General features: G+C 64.2%; 14 protein-coding genes. 3 read left to right on the plus strand and 11 right to left on the minus strand.

The features are described 5' to 3' along the window. Window positions 1-9: 9 nt before the first annotated feature. Window positions 10-1023 carry an NAD(P)-dependent alcohol dehydrogenase gene (locus tag RZV17_RS11060; protein ID WP_355603359.1) on the minus strand — a complete coding sequence of 338 codons (1014 nt, stop codon included), beginning with the start codon at window positions 1021-1023 and terminating at the stop codon, window positions 10-12. Window positions 1024-1113: 90 nt separating this feature from the next. Between RZV17_RS11060 and RZV17_RS11065 the strand changes: the two genes are divergently transcribed. After that, window positions 1114-2019 (plus strand): LysR family transcriptional regulator, encoded by a 906-nt coding sequence (locus RZV17_RS11065; protein ID WP_277569161.1) that lies wholly within the window; start codon window positions 1114-1116, stop codon window positions 2017-2019. 23 nt (window positions 2020-2042) lie between these two features. Here RZV17_RS11065 and RZV17_RS11070 read toward each other — a convergent pair whose 3' ends face one another. The 9 genes from RZV17_RS11070 to RZV17_RS11110 all read right to left on the minus strand — a co-directional run bounded on the left by RZV17_RS11070 (window position 2043) and on the right by RZV17_RS11110 (window position 9439). Beyond that, a complete protein-coding gene (locus RZV17_RS11070) occupies window positions 2043-4037 on the minus strand; it encodes a relaxase/mobilization nuclease and DUF3363 domain-containing protein (RefSeq protein ID WP_355603364.1) in 1995 nt (664 codons plus the stop codon). Between the two features lie 436 nt (window positions 4038-4473). Beyond that, window positions 4474-5061 carry a S26 family signal peptidase gene (locus RZV17_RS11075; protein ID WP_355603367.1) on the minus strand — a complete coding sequence of 196 codons (588 nt, stop codon included), beginning with the start codon at window positions 5059-5061 and terminating at the stop codon, window positions 4474-4476. After that, on the minus strand, window positions 5058-5594 hold the full coding sequence (locus tag RZV17_RS11080) for a DUF2840 domain-containing protein (RefSeq protein WP_355603370.1): 537 nt from the start codon (window positions 5592-5594) through the stop codon (window positions 5058-5060). The genes RZV17_RS11075 and RZV17_RS11080 overlap by 4 nt, the downstream gene beginning before the upstream one ends. Next, window positions 5591-5854: a chromosome partitioning protein ParB gene (locus RZV17_RS11085; protein WP_355603373.1), complete on the minus strand. Its 264-nt coding sequence runs from the start codon at window positions 5852-5854 to the stop codon at window positions 5591-5593. The genes RZV17_RS11080 and RZV17_RS11085 overlap by 4 nt, the downstream gene beginning before the upstream one ends. Next, window positions 5851-6489: a ParA family partition ATPase gene (gene parA / locus RZV17_RS11090; protein ID WP_355603376.1), complete on the minus strand. Its 639-nt coding sequence runs from the start codon at window positions 6487-6489 to the stop codon at window positions 5851-5853. The genes RZV17_RS11085 and parA overlap by 4 nt, the downstream gene beginning before the upstream one ends. A gap of 253 nt (window positions 6490-6742) precedes the next feature. Then, window positions 6743-7600 (minus strand): replication initiator protein A, encoded by an 858-nt coding sequence (locus RZV17_RS11095; RefSeq protein ID WP_355603378.1) that lies wholly within the window; start codon window positions 7598-7600, stop codon window positions 6743-6745. Window positions 7601-7626: 26 nt separating this feature from the next. Next, entirely contained in the window at window positions 7627-7917 is a 291-nt protein-coding gene (locus RZV17_RS11100; protein WP_355603381.1) for a helix-turn-helix domain-containing protein, read from the minus strand. An 83-nt stretch (window positions 7918-8000) separates the two neighbouring features. Then, entirely contained in the window at window positions 8001-8750 is a 750-nt protein-coding gene (locus tag RZV17_RS11105) for a DNA -binding domain-containing protein (protein ID WP_355603384.1), read from the minus strand. A 341-nt stretch (window positions 8751-9091) separates the two neighbouring features. After that, entirely contained in the window at window positions 9092-9439 is a 348-nt protein-coding gene (locus RZV17_RS11110; protein ID WP_355603387.1) for a DUF2958 domain-containing protein, read from the minus strand. Window positions 9440-9662: 223 nt separating this feature from the next. On the opposite strand from RZV17_RS11110, the gene RZV17_RS11115 reads away from it, so the two are divergent. After that, the gene (locus RZV17_RS11115; RefSeq protein WP_287804343.1) at window positions 9663-9956 is read left to right on the plus strand and encodes a helix-turn-helix domain-containing protein; all 294 of its coding nucleotides are present in this window, start codon (window positions 9663-9665) and stop codon (window positions 9954-9956) included. A gap of 229 nt (window positions 9957-10185) precedes the next feature. Beyond that, window positions 10186-11229 carry a DUF4917 family protein gene (locus RZV17_RS11120; protein WP_355603391.1) on the plus strand — a complete coding sequence of 348 codons (1044 nt, stop codon included), beginning with the start codon at window positions 10186-10188 and terminating at the stop codon, window positions 11227-11229. A gap of 343 nt (window positions 11230-11572) precedes the next feature. On the opposite strand, the gene RZV17_RS11125 is transcribed toward RZV17_RS11120, so the two are convergent. Beyond that, on the minus strand, window positions 11573-11887 hold the full coding sequence (locus tag RZV17_RS11125; protein ID WP_355603394.1) for a DUF736 domain-containing protein: 315 nt from the start codon (window positions 11885-11887) through the stop codon (window positions 11573-11575). Window positions 11888-12652: the final 765 nt, after the last annotated feature.

The following is a 12652-nucleotide window of genomic DNA, read 5'->3' on the forward strand; positions in this document are numbered from 1 at the left end:
GACAGGCGCTTAGTCGCTGATGACGACCTTTCCAAAAACATTGCGGGAAATCAATTTCTCATAGGCGAGCTTGGCATCTTCAAAAGCAAAGCGACTATCAATCACGGGTCGGATGCCTGAAGCAGTGATAAACTGAATCAAGTCCTCAAGATCCTGCCGACTGCCGAGCGCGATGGGCTGATAACGCGCCTGACTCATGAACATCGACATGAACTCCACAGAACCTTGCGAGCCGGCAAGCATCCCCACCATTGAGACTTGGCCACTCACTGCAATGGCTTTGACCGATTGCTCAAATGTCCCCGGGCCACCAACCTCGACGATTCGAGTGGCGCCATTTCCACCAGTCAAATCACGCACTTGTTCCGACCAATTGGGCTGTTCTTTGTAATTGATCGTTTCATCGGCGCCCAATGCGCGGAGTTTCTTGGCTTTCTCATCGTTGGACGTGGTGGCGATCACAGTCGCACCTATCGCCTTCGCCAGTTGGAGGGCGAACAGCGACACACCCCCGGTTCCTTGCGTAACGATCGTGTCACCGGCTTTCACCCCTTTGATGGCGGACCACGCAGTGACACCTGCGCAAGGCAGGGTTGCGGCCTCATCGAAGCCTAAGATGTCCGGAATCGACACCAGTGCTTCGGCCGGGACGGTTCGGTAGTCTGCAAGCCAACCATCAACGTTGACCGAATAATGCGAATACTGCCCGGTGTACGCACCATCAATCCATTCAGGGAAGAAGGTATTGGTAACCCGGTCGCCTACTTGGAACCGCGTGACTCCGGCGCCCACGGCGGCGATCTCGCCTGCACCGTCAGAAAGCGGAATACGACCACTAGGAATGGGAACGTAGTTGCCCTCCAGGATCATGATGTCCCGATAGTTAAGCGAAGATGCACGCACACGCACGAGAACCTCACCATCACCTGGCGTGGGCACAGTGACTGAACGGACGGCGAGCCCAGCAATGCCGGTGGTACTGTCGATGCCGAAGGCACGGGAGTGTTGCGCGGATATGCTCATTTCTGCGATTCCTACCAAAGAGAAGAGAACTCCATACTCTCTGATTAGATGGTGCTTGAGAATCCACTTTAGACTGTTCATACTGTGTAGATGAGCTACACAATAGAACGAGGCGATCTTGATGGAGTGATCGTGTTCCTCGCAGTTGCGGAGGAGCGTGGCTTTCGTGCTGCCGCAAGACGCCTAGGAATTACTCCGTCAGCGGTCAGCCAAGCGATCCGCACGTTTGAGGCACGCATTGGAGTGGCTTTGGTCGCCCGCACGACCCGAAGCGTCGGGCTCACCGAGGCCGGCGAGCGGTTGTTATTGCAGGTAAAGCCTGCTGCACAACAGGTGCTTCAAGGGATCGAAGCAGCTCGCAGTCTAGGAGAGACGATCACAGGTCTTCTGCGCATCAATGTTCCAAAGCCGAGTGTTGCTATGCTCACTGAACGCTTCGTAGCCGGCTTCCTACGAACGAATCCAGGATTGCAGCTAGAATTTGTTGGCGATGACCGGCTGGTGGACATCATCGGCGAGGGCTGTGACGCTGGTGTTCGGCCCAGGTCTTTTGTCCAAGCAGATATGGTGGCACTGCCGCTAACCCCAGAGGAACCGCAAGTCGTAGTCGGCTCTCCATCATTACTTGCACGTTACGGCTATCCAACAAAACCAGCCGATATTCGAGACTTTCCTTGCATCACCTTCCGCCTTGCTGGAATTGCCATCGCCGAGTGGTCATTCAAAGTTGGGGCGGAGCGAATCTCCATTCCGATCGGTGGCCCGCTCATATTGGATGATGTGGCTGCATGCGTACATGCCGCAGAGCAAGGCGTGGGGCTATTTCGGCTTCCGCGCTCGATCGTGTCTCGCAATATTCATGCGGGCACGTTGGAAGTTGTTTTAAGCGACTTCTCGGAAATGTTTCCTGGCTTGTCGCTCTACTATCCAAGCCGACGCACTGTACTTCCGAAACTTAAAGCATTCGTTGACTATCTGGCGTCCCACAAAGCCTGACAGTCCTTCATTGGTGGTTGTCTTCAACCGATCGTAGGCCCTCTTTGTCGCCCGAAATCCCACGACACGCCACCGCCACGAACCGTGGCGGCGAGCTGCTGTCCTAGTCGCAGCTCAATCACGGGCCGCCATGGCACCAGGCTGAAACCCTTGCCGTCATCAAGCATCGCATAGCGCCCGCTCGCCAGCATGACGGAGCGTCGGTAGATGCCGGCGACGCGCTGCCGATCCATCGTTGGGCGGTGCTCCAGGCCGGTCTCGGCGGCAATGTCCTTCGCTGCCTGCGCCAGCTCCCGATTGCGCAGCGTTTCCAGCAGATTCCGGGCAAGAATCACCCGCCGTCCGCGCCGCTGGGCCAGCCCCTGTTCTTCGAGGAAGTCGGCGCGCTGCTGCAAGGCTCGCTTGGCATCGCCACCAAAGCCCAGGTCGCCCAATTCCCGGCCGCCGACGATCAGTTGTTGGTCGAGCCAGGTCGCGCCGATTATGCGGGCCTGCCGCTCGATCGGTAGGTGAGATTTCAGTTCCACGGCCACGCCGCCCAGCCGCTGCGCATCGTACTGGCGCCCACGCTCGGCCAGGTCGTCCGGCACTTTCCATAGCCCTTCGGCCACGCGCTCCACGATGCCGGCCCGGCGCAGGGCTTCCAGCCTTCGGACATGGGCGGCGACGATTTCCTGCGGATCACGGCCGGGCTTGGCTCGCCCTTGCTCGATCGCAAGGTGATGATCGGTGCGGTACAGGCCATCGCTGGCCAACGCGGCGATGTTCTTGTCTGCTGCCCGCACCTCGGCGGAACCGCGTACCTCCACCACGGCTCCGGTGGGATAGTTCGCCAGTTCGTCGCGGGCGTTGAGCGCGACGTAGTGTGCCTTGCCGTCCACGCCGTCGATGACCAGATAGCCACGGTCGTGCAGCTCGTCGGCCAGCCCCTTGGCGGCTACGCGTCCCGTGATGCTGCGGCCATCGTCGCCCGGCTCGAACACCGCCAGCTCTCGCGGCTGGCCGCTCATGGCCCGCTGCATGGTACGGATGATGTCGCCACGCTCACCCAAGGCGCGCAAGGTCTTCTCAGCATCAGCATGGACGACCCAGGTGCCGGGCTGCGTTTCGTCGGCCAGGCCGAACCGCCGCAAGCGTTGCAAACGGCCGATCAGCAGCAGGCGCTGGCGCTGCAGCGTCGGTTCGTTGAAGCGTTCGGCCTGCACCCAGCCGCCCTCGCCCGCCCCCCGTTGAAGCGTGCGGTCGAGGCTGGTCCATCGCTCTTGTTCTACCTCGCGCGCTAAGGTCTGCTGGATTTCCAGTTGGGTGCGCGGCCCCAGCCATTCCGTCGCCAGCTCTGCGGCCCGATGACGGAAGCCATGCGCGATGTAGTCGCCCGCGATGATGAGGTCTTTACAAGTGTCGTCGCGCCCGCGCACGATCAGATGGGTATGCGGGTTGTCGGTGTTCCAGTGATCCACCGCCACCCAATCCAGTCGGGTGCCCAGGTCAGCCTCCATCCGGTTCATCAGGTGCCGGGTGTAGGTACGTAGGTCGTCCAGCTCCGCACCCTCTTCCGGCGAGACGATGAAGCGGAAATGATGCCTGTCGTCATGGCAGCGTTCCTTGAAAGCATCGAGGTCGGCTTCGTCGTTCTGCGGCCCGTAGGCACGGCCCGGCTCGCCGTCCCGGCCGGCACCGTCGCGCTCGATGTAGCGCAGGTGCTTGGCAAGCGATTGCGGGCTGGCGTTACGTTGGTTGACCAGCAGCGTTTTGATGGTCACGCGCCGTGACAAAGGGGTCAGCTTTGCGCCTACGAAGCGCGCCGCCGTATGGCCGCGTCCAAGCCGTGAGCCGGGCCGCTGACCGACGTGCTGGCCGCTCCCGCCAGCGGCTGGACGGCGTACCGCGAACTTGCCGCCGCTGGCTTTGCTAGCCTGCTTGAGCAGCTTGGAGACGAACCTCTGGCCCTGTCCTGTGCTTCGGTTCTTCAGGGCGCCAGGACGCACGCGGAAATCAGCGTCGCGGCGGTCAGTCATGGCTGCCGCTCCTGCAAGCTCCGGCATATCCGGGCGTGTGAAGCACGCGGACATGCCTGCATTGGCGCGACCTTCGCGCCGCACGCGGCACGGCGGCAAAGCCGCTGCGTGCCGCGCCATCCCCACGTGCAGACTGGCTTTCGACGCGGCCCAGTGCCGCGCCCTTTTGTCTTGCCTTCCGCCTTTGCCTCCCGCATCCGCTCCCGGCATCGGCGGCCGGGTGGCGCTGCTGCACCAGCAGCCAGCACCCCGGCGAACACGGCAATGGCCGCAGGCCAGCCGCGTTCGGGGCAAGACGCCTGCACGTTGGATGGCCGCGCCGGAGACAGCGCGAAGTGCTGTGCGAATGCACACGCACTGCACGCGCGACGACACGGCGAGAGCAGCCGGAGCAGCACGCCTGATAGCACGATGATGCGCAGCGAATCGGCGGCCATCATGGGCGAGACTCCAGCCAGACCGGGCGCGCCACGCCGGTCACGGCGGTTGCGCTGACCGGCCCGAAATACCGGCTGTCGAACGACGCCGGATTGGTGATGCTGAGCAGGAACAGCTCGCCAGGCCGAAGGCGGCGGCACTGCTGCCAGGATGGCAGCGGCCGGCCCCAGCGGTCGGCAGGCAGCACGGCGGCCGAAGGCACGCCGTCGATGCGGACGCTGCCCCCTGTAATGCACACTTCCTGCGGTGCCATCGCCCCTACGCGCTTGAGCAGCGGCACGCGCGTCGGCAGGTAGCCGCGCTGCGCAGCCAGCGCGGCTGCCTCGGCGGGCAGCGGCACCAGCACGATGCTGCCCACGGACAACGGACGTGGCGGCGAGCTGGCGCGGCGGTCGAGCGGATCGACGCGATACCAGCCGACCGCCACGCTGTCGGACGGGTTGTAGGTCAGGCGCGGCTGCGGATGCACGAAGGATGCCCAGGCCAGCGCAGCGAGACCGCAGGCAGACAGGCCCGTCAGCACGAAGCGAGTGCGCAGGCGGGAGCGAGGACGCGGCGCGGTGCCATGAGTGGAAATGGTCGTCATGGCAACGCCCTCCCGGCCAGCCAGGCGGTGTGCCGCTCGGCATCGTATTCAGGCAACGGCAAGCGCGCCGCAAGCCGGTTGGCGAGCGTGCGCCAGTACGCAGGCGAAGCGACGGCAGGCGCGATGCCCAGCGCCTCGATGGCGTCGATGCGCTCCAGCACGGCGCGCACCGCGTTCTCGCCCTCGGCGTGCAGCAGCAGGCGCGCGCCCGGCTGCACGCCGGGAATGCGCTGCGCCGCGTCCAGCGGCGTGCAAGCCTGCATCACCATGAGTTGCCACCGGATCGTGCCGTAGTCGTTGGACTGCCAGCGAATGCGGCAGAACACGGCGTTCGGCATGAACACGGCGACGCTGCGCCAGCGGTCGAGCCGCAGCGTGCGCGCCGGTTCGCCAAAGCGCAGATAGAGCTCGAATCGGTGCTCCAGGAAGACTAGCGAAACGCGCGTCAGCGGCGTTGAGGTAGGCCGTGCCGCGTGTGGCAGCGATGGTGCCGCCGTGGCCGCGTCAGCAGCAGGCAAAGCGGATGCAGTCATGATCTGTTCTCCGGGAATTCACGCTCCAGCAGCGCGCGCAGCAGGTCGGCCACCGTCACGCCCTGCGTGAAGGCCGACACCTTGATGCGCGAGCGCATGGCGGGCGTGATGTCGAGGGTCAGGCGAGCCGTGTAGAGGTCGCCCTTCTGGAGGTCATCGGCGCTGCCTTGGCGAATCCACGCCTCGGCGTGCGGATTCGCGGGCGGACGTGCGCCGATGCCGACTCGCTTTGCCGTGCGTTTGCTGGCGGGACTGCTCATGACGGCCACCGCAGCAGTTCATCGACCAGCGCAGTGATTTCGCGCGCGGCGGCGCTGTCCGGCGCCGTCTCGCGCGCCAGCCGGCCAGCGGCCGCGCTGTCGGCGAACACGATGCGTTGATGTACTTCCGCGCGCAGCGCAGGAAGCGGCTGCTCGGCCAGCGCGCCGCGTGCTTCGCGTCCGATGACGGTGGTACTGACGCGCCGGTTGATGACGAAGGCCGCGCGCAGCGCAGGCCTGAATACCTGCGCCTCGCGGATCAGCGCCACCATCTCAGCAGAAGCCCACAGGTCGTAGGGACTGGGCTGCACCGGGATCAGCACGCGCTCGGCCGCCAATAGCGCAGAGCGCGCCAAGGCCGCAATCCTGGGTGGCCCATCAATGACAACATGATCGGCCCGCTTGGCGAGTTCTGGCGCTTCCTGATGCAGCGTTTCGCGTGCGAGACCCACGGCGCTGAACAGCCGTGGCAAACCTTGCTGGCTGCGGCGCTGGGTCCAGTCCAGCGCGGAGCCTTGCGGGTCGGCATCCAGCAGGATGACTGACTGCCCGCGCATCGCCAGCTCGCCGGCGATGTGGGTGGCGAGCGTGGTCTTGCCAACGCCGCCTTTCTGGTTGAGCAGCGCGACGATCATGGCCTGGCCCTCCGTGTTGGAAAGCCCGGCTGTTGCTGCCGCTTTTCGCGCCGCGTGGTGGTTGTCCACCGAGGCGCGGCGCTTCTACTAAAAGTTAGAGAATTTAAGTTAGGGAAGTTAGGAGAAGTCGAAACCCGCGCCAGCATTGGCTTTCCGGCCGATTTTGTTGCCTGATAGCACGAGGATTCGTTGCCTGATAGCACGATACCTCTGTTGCCTGATAGCACGAGTCCGTCCACAGGCCATCCCGCAGTTATCCCCGTGCCGTGGGCGGCACGGGCCGGAACGTCAGCAGCGGTGCCGGAGCAGTGCTGAGGTATTCGATTCCCAGGCGGTAGCCGGGCAAGGCTTGCCGGGCCACCAGCGCCCGCAGGTCGGCGGCAAAGTCGTAGTACCGCGCCACGCTGCCCGACTTGCGGTACAGGTGCTGGAAGTCGAATTGCCACCCACCCGGCTGGCGCCCGCCGTGCTTGCGCACCAGCCGATACAACCACCGTTCGATGCCCCCGGTCAGCCGGAAATACGCCGGGTCGATGGTCAGCACCAGGGCGGCATCGAGCACGCCCGCATAGAACCAGTCCGGCAGGATCAATTCGAGCCCCAGCGGCGTGCCCTTGGCATCGGCCAGTTCCTTCCACTCGTTGATCCACGAGAAGCGGTGCAGGCGCCGCCCGGTCGTCTCGCGGATCGACGTGGCCACGGTTGTGGATTGCAGGCGATCCAGCGCGGCCTTGAGGCGCTGGTAGTCGCGCAGCGACGTACCGCGTCCGATGAAGCGCAGGATCTCGTAAGGCGTGGCCTGCATCAGCCGCGACGGGCGCAGGCCCGCGTCGCGCGCTTCCACGATCTGGCTGGCGGCCCAGATCAGCACGTCGGCATCCCAGATCGTGGCGATGCCGTGCTCCTGCGTGCCCTCGACGCGGATCGTGATGCCGCCGGCCTGGAAGTCGATCGGCGCCGTGCGCCGCGACTTCGCCAGCGAGAAGAACGGAAAGGCCATCAAGTCCTGGCTGTCGCGCGGCGCCATGTCGCCCGGCAAGGCGCGGAACAGGTCGAGCTGTTCGCGCTCCAGCACGGGCCGCTGCCGGGGCGGCAGCGCAGGGCTGGTCATGGCGAAGGCCATCCGCGCGCCAGCGATCAGCGCGCACGGCTGTCCGCCGAGTGCTGCTCGGCGTATTCGGGATCGGACGTGCTCTCGAAGCTGCGCTCGGCGGCCCAGGCATCGAGGTCGGCCACGGCGTACATGACGCGGCGACCGAACTTGCGAAACTTGGGGCCGCCACCCAGCACGCGCTGCTTCTCCAGCGTGCGCGGCGACAGCCGCAGGTAGTCGGCGGCTTCGTCGTTGGTGAGATAACGCTGCGGTTGCGCGGCAGCGGTCGAGGTGGTTGCGGGAGCGGCGGCAGGCCGCAAGGGAGCGGGACGCATGGTGAGAACCTCCATCGGTTGCAGGGCTCCGGCCACACAGCGCAACCGGATGGAGGAAGTCTCAGAAAACGAAGCCCTCCTGCTCAGGGTCGTTTTGCGTGACCTTCAAAACGACCCTTCTCAAGCGGCGGTAGCTGTGCTAGGCGGCGATAGCCGCCGCGCATCAGCGCATCGCCGCGCCGCGTCAGGCGGCGTACCTTGGAGCGCAGGCCACCGTCGCTGTACCAACCGGCCGCGGCATCCACGCCGAACAAGCCTTCGGCGATCTCATGCAAGGACGCGCCCGCCAGGGTCGCGTCGAGCGCCTGCAGGGTGTGCAGCTCCAGCAGCGCGGCAGGGGGCGGCCTGGGCCGAGCCATTGGCGCAGGCGTGTCAGGCAGATGGGCGGCGCCACGGCCACGATAGGCATGGGCCACGGCCATGCCGTCCTCCAGGCCTGGCGCCAGCGCGAAGCGCAGGCAATGGCCGGGGCTGCGCGCGATCAGCGCCAGTCCCTTGCCGTCGTGCAGCAGCTGCTTGTGACCGGGGATACGCCAGAAGGCGAAGGTGGTGGCATCTGGCGGTGGATCTGCATCGGGATGGAGCTGCACCACGGCTTCATGGCCAGGCAGCCAGGCCGGATGTGCGTCACGCGCATCCAGGGCCGGGTCTTCCAGCAGACGCAGGCCCCAGCGATGCGCAGCATCGGGGCGGTGCGCACGGCGCAGCCAGTCGAACCGGTAGTCGGGATGGCGGCGCAGATACTCCCAAGCCAGCGCCAGCGTGTCCAGGCACAGGACGTAGAGGTAGGCGGCAGTCGGATACCAGTGCGCGACGTAGTGCGGCTCGGCCATGACGCAAGCTCCCGTACAGCAGGACTGCCGTCACCGGTTTCACACGCAAACGTCACTACATCGAACTGGCATCCAATCGTGAATAAGCTGGTAGATTGGTAACTTGCGTGTTAAGACGAAAAGCATCCGATGGATTGCGTGAATCGTCTGAATGCGACGGTGGCGCGCGAGGAAATGCGGCCTCCTGCGATATCCACCGTGCCTGATGGCACGGCCGGCATCATGACTGTTTGCGTCAGGGTGGCACTGGTTTGGTGCAACAGTGCGGACTAAGACCTGACGGGTCTGGAGCAAGGCCAAAATAGTCTCAATGCGCCCGGCTTGGCCGTGGCGCGAACGGCTCAATCGAGGACGGAACCGTTCTCCTGGGCCAGCTGCAGGTACTCCGACAACGGGCGCACTGCCCGGAAGTACAGGTCCCGCATCACGGGCTGCTGACGCGGCCCGACGATGGATGCGAGATCGGACAGCTTGATCTCGCCCAGCTCGGGCATTCCCAGCCCCAGGTCGATCAAGCCATAGGCCGTGTCGCCGTCGGCGGGGTCGAGCGAAACCAGCAGCCAGGTGGCGTGCGCGTCTGGCGTGAACAACCGCACTACAGGCAGCGGGTCGTTGGCCAGGCCAACGGCCCGGGCCCGACCGTGTTCCAGAAGTTGCTTGCGCTCGTCCTCGGTGATGAGCCGGTTCATGGGTACCCCCTCATTCGCACAAAACCGCCGAAGCGTGAAGGCGCAGAACCGTATCGGCGGGTTTGAGGAAAGGCTCGGATGCGGCTTTGCGCTTCTGTGAGAAACCGCAGATACGGATCTCCGTAAAAGCGCAAAAGCAGCAGGCCAACATGATTGAACACTATAGATTGTAGTCCTATAGGGCGCAATCGGCTGTCATCTTGGATTTTGGGGAGATCCAAGGTTGGCAGCGAAACATACATTGTCGGAGGCACTAAAGACCATCAGGAAAGCGCGTGGTTTGAGCCAGGAAGCGTTCTCGGACGTGTCCAGCCGTACCTACATGAGTACGCTGGAGCGCGACCTGAAGAGCCCGACGTTGAACAAACTGGCCGAGCTGTGCGAGGTCATGGAAGTGCATCCGCTCACGCTGCTGACGCTGGCCTATGCCGGTGACGACCTGCAGCAGGCCGACCAACTGCTGGCGCAGGTGCGCCAGGAGTTGGAGACTGTGGCGAAGAAGAGTGACACGCCATAGCGTGCGCGGGCGCTGGCATGGCCGATCCGGCTCAGCCGGTTCGGGGTGTCGAAGGGCGCCAAGCTCTGCGCGGCGGGGATAGCCCCGCAGGGCTTTCCCTTGGAGGCAGGCGAAGCACGCAGCGCCGCAGGCCAATGGGGGGCACGAGAGCAGCATGAACGGATTGCCTGAGTCCACGACAATCCCTCGAAACATCAGCGTATAAGCAAGCACCAAGGAGGAGCCCGGGATGCCGCACCCCATCGCGCAGTGGACGCAGATCGCACCCAACTACCAACGAGGCACGATTCTTCTGGGCAATGGAGCCAGCATGGCTGTCTCGCCCAGCTTCGGCTACGGCTCGCTGCTGGAGCATGCCCAGCGAAGTGGCTTGCTCGCAGATGATGTGAATCGCCTCTTTCACTTTTTCGGAACATCCGACTTTGAGCTGATCCTTCGACTGGTCTGGCAGGCGTCCAACGTCAACAAGTCACTGCAGATACCCGACCTTCGCACGCACCAGGCCTACCTGAATGTTCGAGAGTGTTTGATTCAAGCCGTGCGCGATGTGCATCCTGAGTACGACCAGGTGAACGGTCAGTTGCCAAGCATGTACCAGTTCCTCAAGGGATTCGACACTGTCATTTCGCTGAACTACGACTTGCTGGTCTACTGGACGATGACCTATGGGCTCAACATCCCAGACGGTCATCTGTTCAAGGATTGCTTCCTCGGGAACGGCGCACACGGCGCATTCAATGATGCGTGGCAAAGATTCCGTGAGCCCTATAGGGAGCAGACCAACACGTTGGTGTTCTATCCCCACGGAAACTTAGCTCTGTGCCGCAATGCTGTGGAACAGGAGCTCAAGATCCATAACGCTGGAGCGGGCTTACTTGAGGCAATTCTTCAAGCGTGGCGCAGCGAGCAATTCGTGCCGCTGTTCGTCAGCGAGGGAACGATGCAGCAGAAGGTGTCCTCGATCCAGAATAGCTACTACTTGGCTACTGTTTACAGGGAGGTGCTCACATCGCAGCGATTCAGGTTGACGCTGTTCGGTTGGGGACTCGGGGAGCATGACCGGCATCTGCTGAAGCGGATGCGTGGAACCGGAATTCAACGGGTGGCGGTCTCTGTTTTTGGCGGTAGTCAGGTCTACTGCAACTACGCATACCAAGTCATTCAGGATGATCTTGGTCCTGTTCAGGTCGATTTTTTCGATAGCGAAAGCCCCGGTTGCTGGATTCACGCAGTGCCACCGGTTCCTCCGGGACTTGGTCAGTTCGGGCTCTAGCGCGATCTTGAATTGTCCGCCAGCTTGGCACAGCCGGTTTGGGATAGTGGGGGGGCGCCAAGCTCTGCGCGGCGGGGATAGGCCGCAGGGCTTTCCCCCGAAGGCAAGCGAAGCGCGCAGCACCGCAGGCGCGAAGGCGTGAGGGATTGAAGCCGGATGGCCGTGACGGCAAAGGCGGCACGGGGCGCAGCCCGAAAGCCCGACGGGGCAACGCACCGGCACACCATGCCATTCCCGCTGTCACGGACTCAACGCATATCGAAGCAGCCTCGCATGGGTCACGCCCCAGCGACGTTGCCGCCATTCCGCACTGCGCCCCGCGGTGGGCGGGGCGCAGCGGCGGTCACACCGCCTGGGGCTTGCTGCGCGACCAGATCAGGTCGTGCGTGCCGTCCTCGCCTTCGATCAGGCGGGCATAGACCGTGGCCGGAAACGAAGGATCGTCGAGGGTCACCGAGATGTAGTCCCGCCCGGCCTCGCTGGTCTTCTTCCACGCCGCGCCGATGTCGTGGCCGGCCGCCTGCAGGCGGAAGTCCGGGGCTTTCTCGTTGTCCCCCTTGTCGTTGGGAACCAGCTTGACCTTGACGTTGAGCGTCAGGGTGCGAAGCGTGCCGGAGAAGCCGTCTTTGTCTGCGGTGAAGGTGCCGATGTTGGCCATGATGAAACTCCTTTTGGTTGAACAAGGTTCGCGCCCATCGCGTCCTTGTTGTGGTCCGGCCGGCGGGGGACGGGCGGGCTGCACCGCTTGCGGTCGCAACGCAGTGGAGAACCGGGAGGTGCAAAGAATTTGTCCCGCGAGGAATGCACGCAGTGCAGGGGAAATTCTTTGCGCCGCACGGTTGCAGCCATGAAGCCCGAGGCGCAGCCGCGCCACCGCCAGGATTCACAACAACACAAGGACGCCTCGGGCCGAACCGCTCCAAAAGGAGATGGGGCCGACTCGGCACCCCCGCTGCACAACTTCACCGGCTCGTCCCCTGACGCGGGCCAGGTCAACCTCCCGACGACGAGTGAGAACGCTCCTGCCGCACCCTGCGGTGTCGGTTTTGAGGCGTGGCCGTGGAAGCTCCATGACGAGGCCGGGCGGCGTGTCCGTGAACCTTCCTTCGTGACGTGACGGGCGAGAACCGTCAGCGTCTGGGACGGCACGCATTCGCACAACCTGCCGGAGCAAGCCCCGGCGTACCCGCCTCAGCCCTGCCCATTGCGGCGGGGCGCTGGCCTGGCCGATCCGGCTCAGCCGGTTCGGCGGTATCGAGGGGCGCCAAGCTCGCGCGGCGGGGATGGGCCTTGCGCCGACCCCCCGGAGGCAAGCGTAGCGCGCAGCGCCGCAGGCGCGAAGGCGTGAGGGATCGAAGCCAGAGGGCCGTGACGGCAAAGTCGGCACGGGGCGCAGCCCGAGAGCCCGGCGGCGCATTGCGCC

This window comes from Xanthomonas cannabis, from assembly GCF_040616535.1.
Classification (GTDB): domain Bacteria; phylum Pseudomonadota; class Gammaproteobacteria; order Xanthomonadales; family Xanthomonadaceae; genus Xanthomonas; species Xanthomonas cannabis.

Coding starts and splice junctions, on each gene's coding strand:
- RZV17_RS11080 (WP_355603370.1), bottom strand. CDS start 5,594: ATGACTGCATCCGCTTTGCCTGCTGCTGACGCGGCCACGGCGGCACCA.
- RZV17_RS11075 (WP_355603367.1), bottom strand. CDS start 5,061: ATGACGACCATTTCCACTCATGGCACCGCGCCGCGTCCTCGCTCCCGC.
- RZV17_RS11100 (WP_355603381.1), bottom strand. CDS start 7,917: ATGCGTCCCGCTCCCTTGCGGCCTGCCGCCGCTCCCGCAACCACCTCG.
- RZV17_RS11060 (WP_355603359.1), bottom strand. CDS start 1,023: ATGAGCATATCCGCGCAACACTCCCGTGCCTTCGGCATCGACAGTACC.
- RZV17_RS11120 (WP_355603391.1), top strand. CDS start 10,186: ATGCCGCACCCCATCGCGCAGTGGACGCAGATCGCACCCAACTACCAA.
- RZV17_RS11085 (WP_355603373.1), bottom strand. CDS start 5,854: ATGAGCAGTCCCGCCAGCAAACGCACGGCAAAGCGAGTCGGCATCGGC.
- RZV17_RS11110 (WP_355603387.1), bottom strand. CDS start 9,439: ATGAACCGGCTCATCACCGAGGACGAGCGCAAGCAACTTCTGGAACAC.
- RZV17_RS11070 (WP_355603364.1), bottom strand. CDS start 4,037: ATGACTGACCGCCGCGACGCTGATTTCCGCGTGCGTCCTGGCGCCCTG.
- RZV17_RS11105 (WP_355603384.1), bottom strand. CDS start 8,750: ATGGCCGAGCCGCACTACGTCGCGCACTGGTATCCGACTGCCGCCTAC.
- RZV17_RS11125 (WP_355603394.1), bottom strand. CDS start 11,887: ATGGCCAACATCGGCACCTTCACCGCAGACAAAGACGGCTTCTCCGGC.
- RZV17_RS11095 (WP_355603378.1), bottom strand. CDS start 7,600: ATGACCAGCCCTGCGCTGCCGCCCCGGCAGCGGCCCGTGCTGGAGCGC.
- parA (WP_355603376.1), bottom strand. CDS start 6,489: ATGATCGTCGCGCTGCTCAACCAGAAAGGCGGCGTTGGCAAGACCACG.
- RZV17_RS11065 (WP_277569161.1), top strand. CDS start 1,114: ATGAGCTACACAATAGAACGAGGCGATCTTGATGGAGTGATCGTGTTC.